Consider the following 17,332-nt stretch of genomic DNA (forward strand, 5'->3'; position numbering starts at 1 on the left):
CTCACTCGACGGGTGCCGTGGCGGCCGGTTGCCTGGCTTTGATGATGGCCGGCACCCCCACCGCCAGCGAGTTGTCCGGCACATCCACCAGCACCACGGCATTGGCACCGATGATCACGTTGTTGCCGATACGGATGCTACCCAGCACCTTGGCCCCGGTACCGATATCGACGTTGTTGCCGAACACCGGTGCAATCGGTTCGTTGACGTTCTTCAGGCCCACCACCACGCCGTTGCGGATGCGGCAGTCATCGCCGAACCGGGCATAGCCGCTGACGACGATGCCGCCAAAATGGTCGATGACGAAGTTGCGACCGATCACCGCTTCGCACGGCAGCTCTACACCAGTGATGATCTGCACACACTTGAACAGGATCTTGTAGATGAGCGAAAACAGCTTGCGCAGCAGTGCCGGGCGCACGCCATAGCGCCAGCGGCCGAAGCGGTACACCAGCAATACCCAGAAGCCCTGGGCGCCCCAGTCGCCACCATGGGCCCGCAGATCGGCACGTATATTCTCGAACATGGTTCCACCTACCTTGTCGGTTGGCTGGCGTACCGGGTCTTGAACAACAGTGACCAGGTCGCCCTGCAGTGACGCCAGCAGGCCTGTATTGCGCCCCGGCCGCGTCGTTTCAACAGCGCCTTGAGTGCCAGCACCAGGTCGCCCAGGGTAACCAGCAGCATGTGCAGGGCAAGCCCCGCCCGCCCGTGATGCTTGCGGAAGTACAGCAGCTCGCTTTCGATCTGGTATGACGAGATCTGCCGGCTGGCCGCCTCCAGCTCGGCCACCGACCTGGAACTTTCACCACCGATGTGCACCACCGTGGTGTGCGGGTAGAACACCACCTTCCAGCCTGCCGCCTTGACCCGCTTGCAATGGTCGACCTCCTCGTAATAAAGAAAGTAGCGCGGGTCGAACAGGCCCACCTGATCCAGCACTTCGCGGCGCACCAGGTAGAAGCAGCCCGGCAGCCAGTCGCACTCACGGACCGAGGCGTGGTCCCAGTTCATTTCGTCGACCATCTTCAAGCCCGGGAAGAAGCGCCCCAGCCCGGTACGCCCGACGAACACGTTGAGCGGTGTGGGGAAGTAGCGGCAGCTGGGTTGCAGGTCGCCGTCGCGGCCCTCCAGACGCACCCCCAGCACCCCGCACTCAGGGTGGGCGTCCATGTAGTCGAGGGTTTTCTGCAGGGAATCGGCGGCGACGAAGGCATCGGTATTCAGCAGCAAGGCGTACTTGCCCTGCAGATGCGCCAGCAACTGGTTGTTGGCCCGGCCGAACCCCACGTTCTGCCTGTTGCTCAAAAGCAGCGCTTGCGGGCACACCTCGGCCATGCGCCGCAGCGAGTCATCGACCGAGGCGTTGTCCACCACCAGGTAGTTGGCCAGCCGTTCGCTGTCGGCCCGGCGCAGCGCCTCGAACATCGGCTGCAGCAGCCCGGCCGTGTTGAAGTTGACCACCATGACGTCCACAGGTTTACCAGCCATTGTTGCCATCCCTCGAAGAAGTACCCGCGTCTTTGCAAGCTCAGCACAACCTGCGTCACACCACCGCGTCCCTGGCCGCGCTCAGCCTGGCATCGAGGTGGTCGGCCAGGCGTACCGCAAACTGCAGCAGCGGCATGGTCGGGTTGGAGGCGCCACCCGTGGCAAAGATGCTGCTGCCGGCGACGTAAAGGTTTTCGGTACCGAACACCTTGCAATTGGTATCGACAACACCGAACTGTGCCGACGACGCCATGCGCGTGGTACCCATATGGTGGGCATGTGGCGACAACTTCAGCGGTATCGAGGTGTCATAAACGAAGTCATTGAGCTTGACGAAACCCAGGTTCATGTCAGCCCACTGCTTGGCCAGTTCGCTGCCAATGCACTTGATGGTGTGCCGGTCATCGGCGCTCAGGGTCCAATTGACATTGACCTTGGCCACGCCCAGTGCGTCTTTCTCATCCAGCAGCGAAATGCGGCTGCGCAGGTTGGGGAACTGCTCGATCATGGTGCTGATGACGCCGTCACCGGGGCAACTGAACTTGGCCACGAAAGCGATCTTGCTGGCAACCCCCATGTCACAGGCCAGGTTCTCCAGAAAATGCTTGACCTCGGCAGTACGACCATAGGTCTGCACATCGGCCAGCAAGGCGGCCCTGACATTGCCTTTACCTGCCTTGTATTCGTCGACGAAGGCATCGGTGGTGTAGTACTCGCGCGGCTCAGGGGCCAGCCCCGACCTGAGGATGAAGGTGCCAAGATCAATGTTCAGATGCTCCATGAAGCATCCGCCGACCAGCCCGTCCTTGCGCACGACCCCGGCCGCCAGCAACGATTCACTGTTTAGCAGTTGCCTGGCATTTTCGATGGCTCCGGTGGCCAGCACGAAGTTTCTCGCAACCAGGCGCTGGCGATTGCGTTCGTAATCAGACAGCACTACTGCGGCCAGGTGGCCGGTGGCCTGGTCGAACTCAAGGTTCACGCAATTGCAATTGATGAATACATCCAGGCCTTGGGTCTGCTCAAGGGCCGTGGCGTATTTTTGCGCAAAACGCGTTGGCGGGCTGAGCAGAAAGCGGTCTGGCTCGAAGTCACCGCCGTCCAGGCCAGTATTCAAGGCCTGAAAATCCGACCCGGGCGGCAGGTCGACGATGTCCATGGCTGCAGGCAGGTAGGCGGCGATCTCCGAATAAGGGATGGGCCAGCCAGGCAGGTCACCAAGGGGGGGGATGGCGAAGTCCGAGGGGCTGAACGGCCGGCAACGGCCTGCCCAATGGTTGGATGTGCCGCCCAGGTAACGCAAGCGAGCTTCCTTGGCATACAGCTCCAGGCCGGTGGATGCACAGGCGTACAAGGCTTGCGAGTTCGCCGAATACTCACGCCCGCCGCCTTCGGCAAGCAGTACGCTCCAGCCGGCGGTGGCCAGGCGCAGGCCCAGGGTGATGCCCGCCGGGCCGGCGCCTATGATGCAGACATCGTAGCTGTCGCGCAGTGCCTTCTGCTGCTGATAGTCCTTGATCATGCGTGTTCGTTCCGGAAGTAACGGGACGGCAATACCCAGCCGTTGATCACCACAAACCCGGACTTGTCGGCAGGTTGACTGGCAACGGCTGGCGTAGCGCCGAACACCGCACCACCAACGCCCAGCAAGACACAACTCTGGAGAAAGCCTCTACGGCCCAATTGCGCAGTACAAAAAGTAAGCTTCCCCATGATCCGGTGACCTGTATCTTTGAAGTTTTCACCCAGCAAGCCGCATTACAGCCAGTTGAAAAAGGCTGTCAGCAGCGCCCCGCAAAGCGCCCCGACCAGTAGCATCGGCAGCACCACCAGCTCACGTTTGAGGCTGAAGATATCCAGCTTGCAATTCACGTACACGATCAGCACCAGGGTTGGCACTGTATGCAGGGCAACCCCCCAGATCGCCCAGTCCACACCGCCGATCGCCAGCAACAGCGGTAGCAGCCCCCACAGCGAGACCAGGCGAATGATGTTGTCCATGGCCTGGTACTTGGTCAGGCCCAGGGCAATCCACACCTGATGAGCCAAGGTATAGCGCAATGTGAGGAACGACAGCGAAAGAATAGCCAGCATCGGGCCGGCTTCACGGTAGCGGTCGTCGTACATCCAGCCGATCAGCAGCGGGCTGACGGTCAGGAAACCGCCACAGATGAACAGCACCAGCAGGTCGACCAGCAGACGGAAGCGGTAATACAGCGCCTTCAGGCGCTCCTTGTCATCGGCCCGGGCCGCTTCGCTGAAGGCAGGCAGCGCCACGGCCCCGAAAATTTTCAGCAGCGCGCTCTGCACGGCACCGAGAATCAGCACGGCAATCGAATACACCCCAAGTTGTGTCGCCGTCATGCTGGCGCCGAACCACATGCGGTCACCGTACATGGCCAGCACGCCGACCATCGACGACAGCAGGATCCAGCGGCCAAACACGATCAGTTCGGTCAGCGCGCTGCGGTCCCACTGCAGGCGGTTGTCGTGCCCCTCGAGGGCGGTGTGGCCCAGCATGGTCCAGGCCAGGGCCGACACCAGGCCGGCGATCACCAGCGCCCAGACCGAGTGGGTCAGGTAACCCAGCACCAGCATCACCACCAGGCCGACCACCTGCGAGGCCAGGTCGACCAGCACCACGCGCTTTTGTTGGAAAGTGCGTACCGCCACATCTATCTTGGTGGACTGGAACCCCCAGATCACCGCCGACAGCCCGGTCGCCGCCAGCACCATCGGCAACACCGGTGCGGCATAGGTGGAGTCCGCCGGCCACAGTTCGGCCAACTGGGCAAACCAGGCTCCCAGGGCCAGCAGCAAGGTCAGGGCACACAGCACGAAGCCGCGGATGATCTGCACCGTCCATGCGGTATTGAGAAAATGCGGGTCGTCCCCGCGATGGCTCTGGATGATGTTCTGGCGCAGGCCGACATCGGACAGTAAATGCAGGAGTACCGAAACGGTGGTGGCGATGACCATCACCCCGAACATTTCCGGCAGCAGCAAGCGGGCCATGATCAGGTTGCCGCCAAGGCGCATCACCTGTGACGCCACCTGCGCAACCAGGTTCCACGACCCGGCCCTCAGGGCCCGCTTGCGCAGGCTCGCGGTGGCAGACACATCAATCGACGGCATGACGTCAATCTCTGACTGATTGGCTAAAAGGTCACTATAGTTCAATCAGCCACGCTGCTAGCCGTTGCCCACCGACGCAAAGGTGTACATAGCCAATGCCTGAACATTTTCGTGCGTTGATCGTCATCCTGTTTCTGGCGAGCGTGGTCTTCCTGCTGGCGCGGCGGCCTGCCAGCGACCTGATCCCGCTGAATGACTTCAAGCGCCGGCGCAACCTGTGGTTCCTGCTTACCCTGCTGGCCTTCGTCTCGCACAGTTTCTGGGTTTACCTGGGGGCTGGCGCCGTCATCCTGTATATCGCCGGGCGCCGCGAGCACAACCCCATGGCGCTGTTCTACATGCTGCTGTTCCTGATCCCGCCGGCTTCGGTGCAGGTGCCCGGGTTTGGCGTGGTCAATTACCTGGTCGACCTCAACCATATCCGCCTGCTGACCCTGTGCGTGCTGTTGCCGGCGGCACTGGCCCTGCACCGGCAAAGCGACACCCTGCGCTTTGGCCGCACCTGGCCCGACAGACTGCTGGCGGCCGGCCTGCTGCTGATGAGCATGCTGTACCTGCGCGAAACCACCCTGACCGATACCTTGCGCCAGACGCTGTACCTGTATGTCGATGTATTCCTGCCGTATTACGTGGCCAGCCGTGGCCTGCGCCAGATCAGCGATTTCAAGGACACCCTGCTGGCCTTCGTGCTCGCCGCCTTCATCCTGGCCCTGATCGGCGTCGCCGAGTACGTGCGCCACTGGCTGCTGTACAGCGCCCTGGTCGACGCCATGGGCGTGCCGTGGAGCATGTCCGGCTACCTGAGCCGTGGCGGCTCGCTGCGCGCCAGCGTCACCACCGGGCAGGCAATTGCCCTGGGCTATGTGATGAGCGTGGCCATCGGCCTATTCCTGTTCGTCCAGGGTTATGTGCGCCGCCCCCTGCAGCGGGCACTGGGTGCCCTGCTGCTGGCCGCCGGGCTGTTCGCGCCACTGTCCCGTGGCCCATGGATCGGCGCCGTGGTCATCGTGGTGGTGTTCATCGCCCTGGGCAAAGGTGCGCTCAGGCGCCTGGCGCTGCTCGCCGCGGCCGGCATGCTGGCCCTGCCCTTGCTGACCATCGTCCCCGGTGGCGACAAGGTACTGGACCTGCTGCCGTTCATTGGCACCCTCGAAAAAGAGAACATCACCTACCGCGAACGGCTGATGGACAACTCGTGGATCGTCATCCAGCGCAACCCGCTGTTCGGCTCGTTCGACTTCCGCAACACCCCGGAAATGCAATCGATGATCCAGGGTGAAGGCATCATCGACATCGTCAACACCTATATCAACCTGGCACTGCGGGTCGGGCTGGTCGGGCTTGGCCTGTTCGTGGCGTTCTTCGCCAGCGTACTGCACGGCATCCGCAAGGCCATGCGCAGCTTCCCCGACAAGGATGACGAGCGACGCCAGCTCGGCCGGGTATTGCTGGCGACACTGATCGGCATCCTGGTGATCATCTTCACCGTCAGCAGCATCACCTTCATCCCGGTGGTGTACTGGTCTGTCGCCGGGCTGGCCGTGGCCTACATCCAGATGGTCCGCAAGCTGCACAACAGCCAGACCATCGCGCTGGCCGACCCCGGCCTTCAACCCAGGTAACGCCTATGAACGTGCTCACCCTGCGCTGCCCAGGTTTTCAAACCCTGCTGCAGGTTTCGACCATTGCTGGCCTGGCCTTGCTGCCGCTCACCGGCTGGGCATCGGCATGGCAAGTCAGCGTCGATGAACAGAATGGCCTGCCTATGGTGACCCACGGTGGTGGGCCGGTGATGAAAGCCAAGTTCGACTTCTGGGCAGGCAACTGGAGCTGGACGGGCTTCGCTACAACGTTCAAGGTCAATGGCCCTTACCACTACACGCTGCAGGGCAAGAACAAGGAGCTGGACTTTGACCTGGCGGCGGATATCCGCAAGGAGCAGGGGCAAACCCTGAGCTGGGCCTTCGACCTCGACGCCCACAGCCGCCAGGCCGGGGTGATGGGCGGCGGCATGGTGTTCCAGTTCGACCCGGCGCAAATAGCCGGGAACATGGGCGCCCCGCAGCTGCTGCCCGGCAACCGTGGCTGGTCGTGGGGCAAGGCTGACCAGGGCCGGCGCATCGAGATGCGCTTCGAGCCGCCGCTGGCCAAGGTGTATTTCGAGCGCGGCAACCCGTCCGAGCTGCGTGCATTCATCTACAACGACCCGATCAGCGCCGGCCGGCAGCAGATCAAGGCAGTGCTGAACATCACCGGTGACATCGACCTGGGGCCCACGCCCAGCGAACGCTTCGGCCTGGTCGACCCCGCCGGTTGGCCCGATGACCAACTGGACTGGCGCACCTCGCCAGTGGACCTGTCGTTCCTCAATGCCGCGCAAAAGCCTGCCGGCAAGCATGGCTTCGTCAAGGCCGTCGGCGAGCAGCTGATGTTCGAGGACCACACCCCGGTGCGCTTCTGGGGCACCAACCTGTCCGCCTATTCGTTGTTCAAGAGCCCCGACGAAGAAATCCGCCAACAGGCCAAGCGCCTGTCGGCACTGGGTTTCAACCTGGTGCGCCTGCACCACCACGACTCGCCCTGGGTCAACCCGAACGTGTTCGGCGACGCCACCCTGGTGCGCGATACCCGGCAGCTCAGTGCCGAATCGTTGCGCAAGCTCGACCTGTGGATCAAGGCACTCAAGGACGAAGGCATCTATATCTGGCTGGACCTGCACGTGCAGCGTGCGCTTACCGCCAATGACCACATCGATGACTTCAAGGAACTGGCCAAGGGAGAAGAACGCGTTGACCTGAAGGGCTACGCCTATGTGAACAACAGTATCCAGAAAGCGATGCAACGCTTTGCCGAGCAGTACCTGACCCATGTGAACGAATACACCGGCCTGGCTTACAAGGACGACCCGGCCATCGCTGCCGTACTGCTCACCAATGAGAACGACCTCACCCAGCACTATGGTAATGCCTTGATGCCGAACAAGGATGTACCGCGCCACAGCGAGCGCTACATGAACGCGGCCAAAGCCTTCGCCAAACAATATGACCTGCCCGCCGACCTCACCTGGCGCGCCTGGGAGCATGGCCCCTCAAAGCTGTTGCTCAACGACCTGGAACAGCGCTTCAACGCCGACATGATCGCCCACCTGCGCAGCCTCGGCGTGAAAGTGCCGATCGCCACCACCAGTACCTGGGGCGGCAATGGCCTGAGCGCGCTGCCGGCACTCACCGCAGGCGATGTCATCGACGCCCATAGCTACGGCGCCAACGGCCAGCTGGAGAAGAACCCGCTGACCAGCGATGGCATGATCGACTGGCTCGGCGCCGCCCAGGTGGTCGGCAAACCACTGACCGTCACCGAGTGGAACGCCGAGCCATTCCCACTGCCCGACCGTCACACGCTGCCACTGTACGTGGCCGGCACCGCCGCCCACCAGGGCTGGGACGCCATGATGCAGTATGCCTACAGCCAGCAGGCCTTCAACCCAGGTTGGCGCACGGCGGATAACTGGCACGCGTACAACGACCCGGCAATGATCGCCACCCTGCCCGCTGCCGCCCTGCTCTATCGCCGTGCAGATGTGAAGCCGGCCACTACCCGCTACGTGTTCGCGCCGACGCCCGCCATCCTGTACAACCAGGAGATCACCCCACGCAACTCGCCGCTGCTGCGCACGGCCATGGAAAAAGGCCAACTGCAGATCGCCCTGCCACAGACGCCGGAGTTGCCCTGGCTGAAACCCGCCTCCATCCCTGCCGGTACGCAGGTGCTGCAGGACCCGGGGCAGTCCCTGCTGCCAGCCGACGCCACGGAAGCGATCAGCGACACGGGTGAGCTCAAGCGCAACTGGCAACAGGGCATCTACACCATCGACACACCGCTGAGCCAGGCCGCGACCGGCTGGCTGGGAGGTCGCTCGATCAGCCTCGGCGCCATCCAGGTGCAAGCACAAACGCCGTACGCCAGCGTCGTGGTGCAAAGCCTGGACGGCAAACCCTTGGGCCAGTCGCGCGAACTGCTGGTGTCGCTGGGCACCCGTGCCGTGCCCAAGGCCGATGACAAGACACCGTTCAACGTCGAGCCGCTTGCCGGCACCTTGCGCATCAAGGCACCCGCTGGCCTGAAGCTGTTCGCCCGGGATGCGCAGGCGCAGTTGAAACCGTTGCCGATGGCTTACCAGGATGGGCGCTACAGCATCACCTTCGACAGCAAGTACATGTCCAATTGGCTGTTCTTGAAATAGGGTATATGGCCATCTACCCTCACAACAGACCTGTAGCTGAAAAGCGCGGCTGTACAACAGCAGAGTCCAGGAGGCATGGATGAAGTTTCTGGTTGTCGGTGGCGCAGGCTACATTGGCTCGCACATGGTCAAGCACTTGCTTGGTGCGGGCCATGAGGTGGTGGTGGCGGACCTGGTCTCGCCCGGTCCCGGCGTCCAGTGGGCGAAGCTGGACATCGCCGACGAACCCGCCCTGGATGTGCTGTTTGGTGTTTGCCGTTTCGATGCCGTGTTCCACTTTGCCTCGTTCATCCAGGTGGGCGAGTCGGTCAGCGTGCCCGGCAAGTACTACCAGAACAATGTCGCGGCCACCCTGGTCCTCCTGCAGGCCATGGTGAATGCCGGTATCAGGTACCTGGTGTTTTCTTCCAGTGCTGCCGTTTACGGCAACCCGCAGTATGTGCCGATCGACGAAGCGCATGCCAAGGGGCCGATCAACCCGTATGGGCTGAGCAAATGGATGGTCGAGCAGATTCTCGAGGACTTCGACCGGGCCTACGGCTTGAAGTCGGTGTGCCTGCGTTACTTCAATGCAGCGGGCGCTGACCCGGAAGGCCAGTTGGGGGAGCGCCATGACCCGGAAACCCACCTGATCCCGCTGATCCTGCAGGCCGCTTCGGGCCGGCGTGAGGCGGTGACGGTATTTGGCCGCGACTACGACACGCCGGATGGTACCTGCATACGCGACTATGTGCATGTGGCCGACCTGGCGGCGGCGCATGCGTTGGCGGTGGATTATTTACTGACGGGTGGCGAGCGCACTGCGTTCAACCTGGGCAATGGCCTAGGTTTTTCGGTGCAGCAGGTAATCGATACGGCCCGGGCGGTGACCGGGCGGCAGATCAGTGCCCTTGACGCGCCGCGCCGAGCTGGCGACCCGCCACGGCTGGTGGCGGATGCGAGCAAGGCGCTGCAGGTGCTGGGCTGGCGGCCGGAGTTTGCCTCGCTGGAGCAAATTGTGCGGCATGCGTGGCAGTGGGAGTTGCAGTACCCCTGGACTACGCGCCAGACCTGAGGTGCGGGAGGTGCTGCGCCTCCCTGTTGGCGCGGGTTCACCCGCGAACACCGGTGTAGCCGGTGCCATCCACCGCGTCGCCTGCTTCGCGGGCATTGCCCGCTCCCACAGGGGAAACCGCCAGCCAAAGGCGTGGATGTATCTGTGGGAGATGGCCCAGCCCTTTGGGCTGCGCTGTCGCATAGAGAACTGAATTCGCAAGCGGTCCGTGTATCCTGTGGGAGCGGCTTTAGCCGCGAAGAATCCAACGCGGTGGGTGGCACCGGCTGCGCCGGTGTTCGCGGCTAAAGCCGCTCCCACAGGGGCCCTGCTAATTCAACGAGTTATGTGCAGTTCTATGAGAGCGACCTTGTGCCGCGAAAGGGCTGCAACGCAGCCCCGGGATCTAAAGCTTCAGTAATAGGTCCGCGGCTGCTCGTCGGCCTTGTTCAATACCGTCCCGACCAGGTTCACCCTGGCCAGGTGATGCAGGCAATCCTCGATTTCCTTCTTGTTGTTCATACCGTTGGCCACCACCAGCAGCACACAGTCGAACTTGGGTATCACGGTGATCGCATCGTCAGAGCTGAGCAGCGGCGGCAAATCGAAAATGCAGATGCGCGACTCGTAGCGATTACGCAGTTCGTTTATCAGGTTGCTCACTTTGGGCGACGACAGCATTTCGGTAGACAACGGCACCGGTACGCGCGTCGGCAGCACCACAAACCGAGGCAAGGTCGGGTTGACCAGACAGTCCTGCAGCTCGGCCTCGTCCGTCAGAAACTCGTTCAGCGCCTGCTCCATGGGCAGGCCCAGGGTGCTGCCGACCTTGGGCCGACGCAGGTCGAAGTCCACCAGCAACGCGGTCTTGGTAGTGTGGTGGGCGATGCTCATGGCCAGGTTGATCGCCAGCACTGTCTTGCCCGCTTCTGGGGTTGGCGAGGTGATGGCCAGGGTTCGCCAGCCATTCTCGTCCATGGTCCTGAGCACTTGCGTACGCAGCAGGTCGATTGGCCCATTCATGTTGGAGTTCTTGTTGTAGGCGACGATGCGGTGACGCTCCAGGTGCTCCGCGCGCAGCGGCACCACCTTGGTGTTCACGTAATCGAACTGGCCAGGCACTTCCGCCAGCGCCGTACCAGGGGCGGGTGACAAGGCCTGCGGAGTACCCGGGGTAACCTGGTGAAGATTATTACCAACAGCCGGCTTGGTCCTGTCCATCACTGCTTCCCTATGCAAACCGAGAGATGACTTTGAACAACAGCACATCCAGTGGCATGTAGAACACGTGTACCAGCCCTACCATGATAGCCACCAGCGCCAGCGCCGCCAGGATCAGCCAGTTGCGCCAACGCTTGCGCCTGGCCATGTCGGCCTTGGTATCGATGTAAGGCAGCGCCACCAGCACCCGTTTGCCCAGCAGGTTCTCCAGGGCACCAACGCCGCGAATGCGCTGGTTGAACATTTCCAGCAGCATCACCAGTGCACCGCCGCCTGCCGGTGCCAGCACCAGGCCCAGTGCGGCGATTTTCTTGCGGTTGGGCTTGATCGGCTTCTCGGGCATCAGTGGTGGCTCCAGCAGTACAAAGCGCTCAGCCTTGTTCTCCTGTTCCAGGCTTTCGGTAATCTTCGCGCCCATTTCCTTGGCGCGGATTTCCTCGTACTTCTTGCGCGCGTTGTCGTGGTCGCGCATCAAAGTCACCAGGCCACGCTCGACCTGCGGCGCCTCGAGGATTTCCGCTTCGTAGCCTTCCATCTTCCTGGTCAACTCGCGTTTCTGTTCGGCCAGCGAAACGATCCGCTCCTGTGCAGCACTCATCTTGGCGCGCACGCGGGCGACGTCGAGGCCGACCGTGGAGGCTACCGCCGTGCGATTACCACTGGCTTCGAGCGCCTGGATCTTGCGCTTGGCTGCCACTACATCGGGGTGGGCTTCCTTGTAGCGGCTCAGGAGGCGGACATACTCGGCCTTCAGGCTTGGCAGGTCTTGAAGCTGGTCGACACTGGCCGTCCTGGGGCCTTCGCCGGTCTTGGTGGCCAGCCCGGCACTGGCCGCGGACAGTTCCAGCTCCAGGTAGCGCAGTTCTTCCTGCGCAGCCTTGTAATCACGGTCAACCTCACGAAACTCCAGCTCCGACCGCGACAGCATGTTCATGCGCAGAGTCTGGTGCTCGGGCAAGGCATTGGCATGGGCCTGCTTGAAATCCGCCAGCTGGTTTTCCAGGCTGGCCAGCTCGGCGCCCAGCTTGTTCGCCTCCTGGGTGAGGAACTCGGTGGTTTCGTTGGCCCGCTCGGTACGCTGCTTGAGGTTCTCGTTGAGGAACAGCGTCACCAGCTCGTCAGCGACTTCCTTGGCCACTTCCGGCTGTTTGTGCTCGAAGGACACATTGAACGCCACGGTCGCTTCACCGCGCCCGCGCACATAGGTGGTGAGGGTCTCGACCACGACGGCACTGCGCATGTGGTCGATCTTGTCGCTATCGCTGAAGCGCTTGTCGGGGAACAGGTTGTACTTGCCGATGATGCGCAGCAGGTTCTCACGGGTCATCACCCGCTGGCGGATCACCTCGATGCGTTCATCGGCAAAGCTGGTGTTGTTGGTCGCTACCAGCTCGGGCGAAATCTGCTGCGACTCCACCAGGATGGTGCCGGTCGACTGGTAGATCGGCGGCACCATCACTGCGACAGCAACGGTCGCGGCCAGGATGACTACGACGCTCACCCCCAATATCAGGCCCCGGTCCTTGATTATGGCGATGTAATCTCTGAGGGAGAGCTCGTAGTCAGACTTCATGGGGCCACCTGCCTGAAGTTCAGATGTCGGGGTACCTGTACGTCAACGTCAAACCCACGATCGTAGCGTTCGCATCGGGTTCCTGATCCTGCTGCCTTTCCTTGTACATCAGCGACAGGCGCAGGTCCCAGTACGGCGAAAACTCGCGGCTGGCCCACACACTGTAAGTCTGCAGGGTGTTGGGGGTCTGCCCTTTGCTGTCCTGCCAGGCAGCGTCTGCGCCCACCCGGGTCAGCTCGCTGACAGCGTAACTCCACACACCGCGCACCTGATCCAGTTCGGCGAAGCCGCCTTCGGCGCTGGCCACCGTGCTGCGTTCGGCGGTGATGCTGGCGTCGGTGCGCACACCGGTGTACAGCAGCGCAACCCCACCCTCCCCGCGTCGTCCACCTTCGTCGCCGGAAACCTCGGTGACACCAACATGCGCATCGGCGCTGAGGCGATCGGAGAACTGGTACTTGACCCCGACCGCCGGGCTGTAGCTGTTCGAGGCCGTCGCCGTCTGGTCCTGCTCGGGTTCATAGCGCCGGGCGCCAAAGCGGCTGTACAGATCAGCCCGCTCGTTCCAGGCGTAGGTCCAGGTGAACACGTTGCCCAGTTCGTCGTAACCCGTCAGCGTAGTGATGTCATAACGGGCACGGTTGTACGTGGTTTCGTTGCTCAAGGTGCTGCGTTCGGTAACCGCCTGGCTCCAGTTGCCGGTCAGCGTATACAGCTTTTGCGTGCCATCGGTGGTGACCACGCCGGTGTCCAGTACCGTTCCCGAGAGCGTCGAGCTTTCGTTGTAGCGCGCCAGCAGGCCGAAACGCCCGCGCTCGGTCTGGCGTTGCCAGCCCAGGCTTACATCGGGGTCCTCACGGTTATCGACCACCGCCGTGTCGGACGAGCGCAATACATGCATGCCCAGCCCCAACCTCAGTTCGTCACGGTCGAAAGTGCCGATCAGGGCGTAATCCGGCGCGATGATCGTGCGGGTTATGCCTTTTTCACCCGACGACAGCAGCAACGGGTTGCTGTCGTACTCGACGGATGTCGGTACCACTACCGTAGACTGCCAATTTGCCGCCAGTACGGGATCCGCCAACGGCAACACCATGATTGCCGTTGCAATGCTAGTTGTTCTAAGAAGTGGCATTAAATGTTCTTATTAAAGGCAAGATCAAGGAACGACCAGCGTATCGCCAGCCTGAAGTTGGATGTTGGTGGACATATCCCGGCCAGACACCAGGTCTCTATATCGCACGGGCAGGATCTTTTGGGAAGCGCCGGTGCCGCGGACCACTTTGATTTCGCTTTCGTCGGCAAACTTGTCCAGGCCGCCCGACATGCTCAGGGCCTGCAGCACTGCGGTAGGGCCCGCCATTTGTACCGGCCCGGGCTTGATCACTTTGCCTTGTACATAGACCAGGTTGCCGGCGATGCTCTTGACGACAACGCTGACGTTCGGGTCGGGAAGAAATTTTTCGAGTTTGGCAGCCACTTGTTTTTCAACTGCCGTGACATCCAGCCCGGCAACATCAATGCGCCCGGCAAGGGGGAAAGTGATACTGCCATCGGGAAGGACGGTGGCTTCCTGGCGCAGGCTCTCCTCCTGCCACACCGAAACCATCACCACATCGCCGGGGCTGAGCAGGTAGGCGGCATTGTTCGGGTCGGCGTTACCGGCACCGGACCACACCATCAGCATGCAGAACGCGACAAACATTGAACGCACCATGAGGGTCCCTCCGGCCGTAAAGGCCCGACAAAGAGCACTGAATGAGAACAGCACACCAACTCTCGCTCCGCTTCGCGGCATACGCCAGCCGCAACGGCCTCGATCTTTCAGGAGGCCTTACCTTGACGCTGTGCAGCCTGGGCTGTGCTGCCTCAACCGTGGACCTGCACGGGCTACTGGCAATATAGCAACGGTTGGGGAATTGACAAGCCAAGCCCCGGGCCCGCTGGCGTCAAGGGTAAAACTCAGGCTGGCGGATTCAGATCTTTCTCCTGTTGGCGACTGCCACAAAGCCAACGACAGCAAATGCAAAGAACCACCCTGCGGTTGAACCAGGGATGATACTGTTCTGATTTATATACACATCCGCCGCACGCGCCGCGCCACTTAACAGCACCAGCAAAGACATCGATTTGATAATCAGAGCCGTGCGCATACGCCCCTCCTTTAAAGAGGAAAATCAACTATTTGTTGGCGCGGTGTTCGGGGGTTGTTTCACTATTGAATTGAGCTTATGGGCACAATGACATTGCGTCAATGATTCGACACTATAATAAAATTCAATGAGCGATGCCCGATATCGTCAAAATATCGACACATCGATTGAGCTTGCAAGCGCTGTCGGTGATGGCGTCAGTGTTTCATCGCTGAGAAAGGCAAAAACCGTGGGGCACTCGGGCGCCCCGTCGTTTTACTCGTCTGCGTGGTGTACCACGACCAGCAACTGCGCCGGCAGCGGCCCCACCGATCTTAGCCGGTGTGGGGTCTGGGCATTGAAATGCAGGGCATCTCCTTGCTCCAGCAGCACCCGCTCGTTCATGAAGTCCACTTCCACCTGGCCGGCGTGGACGAACAGGAATTCTTCACCCAGGTGTTCCTTGAACGTGGGGTCGCTGAACTCGGTCGGCGGCTGGATCAGAAACGGCAGCAGGTTGCGCTGGCCGACCTGGCTGGTGAGGGCTGCGTACCCCGGCCCTGCGCCGTCACCCACCAGGGCCTGGCGCTCGCCATGGCGCACCAGGCTGTAGCGGCTCTGGCCGGCCTGCTCTTCGGCGAACAGTTCTTCGACGTTGACATTCAGTGCCCGCGCCAGCTTCAGCGCGGCGGCGATCGAGGGGGTGTTCAGGCCGCGTTCGACCTTGGACAGGTAGCTTTTGGTCATGCCGGTCTTGTCGGCCAGCAGTTCCAGGGTCAGCCCCAGTTTCTTTCGCAGCAGTTTCAATCGAATAGACATGTGACGCGGGTTTCCCTGGCGAAGGCAGCCTGACCATCATACGTGGACTGCCAGGGAAATGCTGGGGCTGCTGTGCAGCCCATCGCCGGCAAGCCACGCGCCCACAGGAACTGCGCATGGCTTGGAGCCAATGCAGTCGATGTGGGAGCCTGGCTTGCCGGCGATGAGCCGCGCAGTGGCCCCCCGGCTTTACGGCATCACCGGCGGCAAGTACTGCAACGTCGTACCCAATGCCCACAGCAACACCAGCACCAGCGGTACGTGCACCAGCAATTGCACGAACGAGAAGCCGATCAGGTCGCGCGCCTTGAGCCCCAGCACACCCAGCAGCGGCAGCATGTAGAACGGGTTGATCAGGTTCGGCAAGGCTTCGGCGGCATTGTAGATCTGCACCGCCCAACCCAGGTGGTACTGCAGGTCATTGGCCACCAGCATCACGTAGGGCGCCTCGATGATCCACTTGCCACCACCCGAAGGGATGAAGAAGCCCAGCACCGCCGAATACACGCCCATCAGCACGGCATAGCTGTCATGAGTGGCGATCTGGGTGAAGAACAGCGAAATGTGATGGGCCAGGGTCTGCTCGTCGACACCCTTCACCTGGGTGAGGATGGCAGCGATCGAACCATACAGCGGGAACTGGATAAGCACACCCGTGGTAGTCGGAACCGCGCGCGCCACCGCATCGAGGAAGCTGCGCGGGCGCCAGTGGAGCAAGGCACCGAGCATGATGAACAACAGGTTATAGGTATTCAGCCCGGAAATGGCGGTAATCGCCGGCTTGGTGGCGAACTCCTGGTACAGCCAGCCGGCGGCCAGAGCCACCAGCATCAGGATCAGGATCGGGCTGTGTTCCAGCCATTCGCCAGGGCGGGTACGCTGGGGTGCTGGTGGCGCGGTGAAGCTGGGGTCGACCCCACAGTCCTGGGCGCTGCGCGCACTGTTCGGGCCTGGGGCCGTAGCGTAGGCGATGACCAGCGAGACCACCACCAACGCCGCCAGCATCACGCCGGACTGCCAGAGGAAGATGGTTTCGGTGAACGGGATCACCCCGGTAATCGACAGGATCGACGGTGGCAGGCTGGCCGGGTTGGCCTGCAGTTGCGCCGCCGACGAAGACAGGCCCAGCGCCCACACGGCGCCCAGGCCCAGATAGGCGGCGGCGCCAGCGGCGCGGTAGTCCATCTTCAGTTCGGTGCGCCGGGCCAGGGCGCGCACCAGCAGGCCACCGAACACCAGCGACAGGCCCCAGTTGAGCAGCGACGCCAGCATCGAGATCAGCGCCACCCAGCACACCGCCGAACGGCCATTGCCGGGGATGCGCGCCAGGCGGTCGATCAGCCGCGCGGCGGGCGGCGAGCTGGCCACCACGTAGCCGCCGATGACCACGAAGGCCATCTGCATGGTGAACGGGATCAGGCTCCAGAAGCCATCGCCAAAGGCCTTGGCGGTGTCGGTCGGCTTGGCGCCCATGGCCAGGGCGCCGATACCCACCAGCATCACCGCCAGGGCAGCGAATACCCAGGAGTCAGGGAACCAGCGTTCGGCCCAGTTGGAGCAGCGCAAGGCAAAGCGCGCGGAACGGCTGTCTTGGATTTCAGCGGCCACGGTTCAATTCCTTTTATTGGTTTTATGAGATGAAACAGCAAAAACCCTGTGGCAGCGGGTTTACCCGCTGCCACAGG

General features: G+C 62.1%; 14 protein-coding genes. 3 read left to right on the forward strand and 11 right to left on the reverse strand.

Annotation, left to right across the window (positions count from 1 at the left end; all coding sequences use genetic code 11):
- Position 1: 1 nt before the first annotated feature.
- The 4 genes from FQ664_RS16395 to FQ664_RS16415 form a co-directional block, all read right to left on the reverse strand.
- Positions 2-526 (reverse strand): serine O-acetyltransferase, encoded by a 525-nt coding sequence (locus FQ664_RS16395; protein ID WP_144173319.1) that lies wholly within the window; start codon positions 524-526, stop codon positions 2-4.
- Positions 527-534: 8 nt separating this feature from the next.
- Entirely contained in the window at positions 535-1,491 is a 957-nt protein-coding gene (locus FQ664_RS16400; protein ID WP_144173321.1) for a glycosyltransferase family 2 protein, read from the reverse strand.
- A 55-nt stretch (positions 1,492-1,546) separates the two neighbouring features.
- Positions 1,547-3,013, reverse strand: coding sequence for an FAD-dependent oxidoreductase (locus FQ664_RS16405; protein WP_144173323.1), 1,467 nt, complete (start codon positions 3,011-3,013; stop codon positions 1,547-1,549).
- Between the two features lie 236 nt (positions 3,014-3,249).
- Positions 3,250-4,626, reverse strand: coding sequence for an oligosaccharide flippase family protein (locus tag FQ664_RS16415; protein ID WP_144173325.1), 1,377 nt, complete (start codon positions 4,624-4,626; stop codon positions 3,250-3,252).
- Between the two features lie 95 nt (positions 4,627-4,721).
- Between FQ664_RS16415 and FQ664_RS16420 the strand changes: the two genes are divergently transcribed.
- The 3 genes from FQ664_RS16420 (at position 4,722) to galE (ending at position 9,923) form a co-directional block, all read left to right on the forward strand.
- Positions 4,722-6,248, forward strand: coding sequence for an O-antigen ligase family protein (locus tag FQ664_RS16420; RefSeq protein ID WP_144173327.1), 1,527 nt, complete (start codon positions 4,722-4,724; stop codon positions 6,246-6,248).
- Between the two features lie 5 nt (positions 6,249-6,253).
- Entirely contained in the window at positions 6,254-8,869 is a 2,616-nt protein-coding gene (locus FQ664_RS16425; RefSeq protein ID WP_144173328.1) for a glycoside hydrolase 5 family protein, read from the forward strand.
- A 79-nt stretch (positions 8,870-8,948) separates the two neighbouring features.
- Positions 8,949-9,923 (forward strand): UDP-glucose 4-epimerase GalE, encoded by a 975-nt coding sequence (galE, locus tag FQ664_RS16430; protein ID WP_144173329.1) that lies wholly within the window; start codon positions 8,949-8,951, stop codon positions 9,921-9,923.
- A gap of 393 nt (positions 9,924-10,316) precedes the next feature.
- Here the strand turns inward: galE and FQ664_RS16440 are convergent, their stop codons facing one another.
- From FQ664_RS16440 to FQ664_RS16465, 7 genes are all read right to left on the reverse strand, one after another.
- Complete coding sequence (locus FQ664_RS16440) at positions 10,317-11,123, reverse strand: CpsD/CapB family tyrosine-protein kinase (protein WP_144173331.1); 807 nt, start codon at positions 11,121-11,123, stop codon at positions 10,317-10,319.
- Between the two features lie 10 nt (positions 11,124-11,133).
- Positions 11,134-12,696 (reverse strand): GumC family protein, encoded by a 1,563-nt coding sequence (locus FQ664_RS16445; RefSeq protein WP_144173332.1) that lies wholly within the window; start codon positions 12,694-12,696, stop codon positions 11,134-11,136.
- 19 nt (positions 12,697-12,715) lie between these two features.
- Positions 12,716-13,831, reverse strand: a complete 1,116-nt coding sequence (locus FQ664_RS16450; RefSeq protein WP_144173333.1) for a hypothetical protein — start codon at positions 13,829-13,831, stop codon at positions 12,716-12,718.
- A gap of 24 nt (positions 13,832-13,855) precedes the next feature.
- Complete coding sequence (locus FQ664_RS16455) at positions 13,856-14,413, reverse strand: polysaccharide biosynthesis/export family protein (RefSeq protein WP_144173335.1); 558 nt, start codon at positions 14,411-14,413, stop codon at positions 13,856-13,858.
- Between the two features lie 259 nt (positions 14,414-14,672).
- Positions 14,673-14,849 carry an EPS-associated small membrane protein EppA gene (gene eppA / locus FQ664_RS27290; RefSeq protein ID WP_178091006.1) on the reverse strand — a complete coding sequence of 59 codons (177 nt, stop codon included), beginning with the start codon at positions 14,847-14,849 and terminating at the stop codon, positions 14,673-14,675.
- A gap of 255 nt (positions 14,850-15,104) precedes the next feature.
- A complete protein-coding gene (locus FQ664_RS16460) occupies positions 15,105-15,647 on the reverse strand; it encodes a helix-turn-helix domain-containing protein (RefSeq protein ID WP_144173336.1) in 543 nt (180 codons plus the stop codon).
- A gap of 189 nt (positions 15,648-15,836) precedes the next feature.
- Positions 15,837-17,255, reverse strand: a complete 1,419-nt coding sequence (locus FQ664_RS16465) for a short-chain fatty acid transporter (RefSeq protein ID WP_144173337.1) — start codon at positions 17,253-17,255, stop codon at positions 15,837-15,839.
- Between the last annotated feature and the right edge of the window lie 77 nt (positions 17,256-17,332).

Origin of the sequence: Pseudomonas persica, from assembly GCF_900291015.1 — a bacterium.
Classification (GTDB): domain Bacteria; phylum Pseudomonadota; class Gammaproteobacteria; order Pseudomonadales; family Pseudomonadaceae; genus Aquipseudomonas.

Bases quoted from the DNA above. Each gene is read 5' to 3' on its own strand.
- galE (WP_144173329.1), top strand. From the start codon at position 8,949: ATGAAGTTTCTGGTTGTCGGTGGCGCAGGCTACATTGGCTCGCACATG.
- FQ664_RS16440 (WP_144173331.1), bottom strand. From the start codon at position 11,123: ATGGACAGGACCAAGCCGGCTGTTGGTAATAATCTTCACCAGGTTACC.
- FQ664_RS16445 (WP_144173332.1), bottom strand. From the start codon at position 12,696: ATGAAGTCTGACTACGAGCTCTCCCTCAGAGATTACATCGCCATAATC.
- eppA (WP_178091006.1), bottom strand. From the start codon at position 14,849: ATGCGCACGGCTCTGATTATCAAATCGATGTCTTTGCTGGTGCTGTTA.
- FQ664_RS16460 (WP_144173336.1), bottom strand. From the start codon at position 15,647: ATGTCTATTCGATTGAAACTGCTGCGAAAGAAACTGGGGCTGACCCTG.
- FQ664_RS16455 (WP_144173335.1), bottom strand. From the start codon at position 14,413: ATGGTGCGTTCAATGTTTGTCGCGTTCTGCATGCTGATGGTGTGGTCC.
- FQ664_RS16415 (WP_144173325.1), bottom strand. From the start codon at position 4,626: ATGCCGTCGATTGATGTGTCTGCCACCGCGAGCCTGCGCAAGCGGGCC.
- FQ664_RS16405 (WP_144173323.1), bottom strand. From the start codon at position 3,013: ATGATCAAGGACTATCAGCAGCAGAAGGCACTGCGCGACAGCTACGAT.
- FQ664_RS16450 (WP_144173333.1), bottom strand. From the start codon at position 13,831: ATGCCACTTCTTAGAACAACTAGCATTGCAACGGCAATCATGGTGTTG.
- FQ664_RS16425 (WP_144173328.1), top strand. From the start codon at position 6,254: ATGAACGTGCTCACCCTGCGCTGCCCAGGTTTTCAAACCCTGCTGCAG.
- FQ664_RS16420 (WP_144173327.1), top strand. From the start codon at position 4,722: ATGCCTGAACATTTTCGTGCGTTGATCGTCATCCTGTTTCTGGCGAGC.
- FQ664_RS16400 (WP_144173321.1), bottom strand. From the start codon at position 1,491: ATGGCTGGTAAACCTGTGGACGTCATGGTGGTCAACTTCAACACGGCC.
- FQ664_RS16395 (WP_144173319.1), bottom strand. From the start codon at position 526: ATGTTCGAGAATATACGTGCCGATCTGCGGGCCCATGGTGGCGACTGG.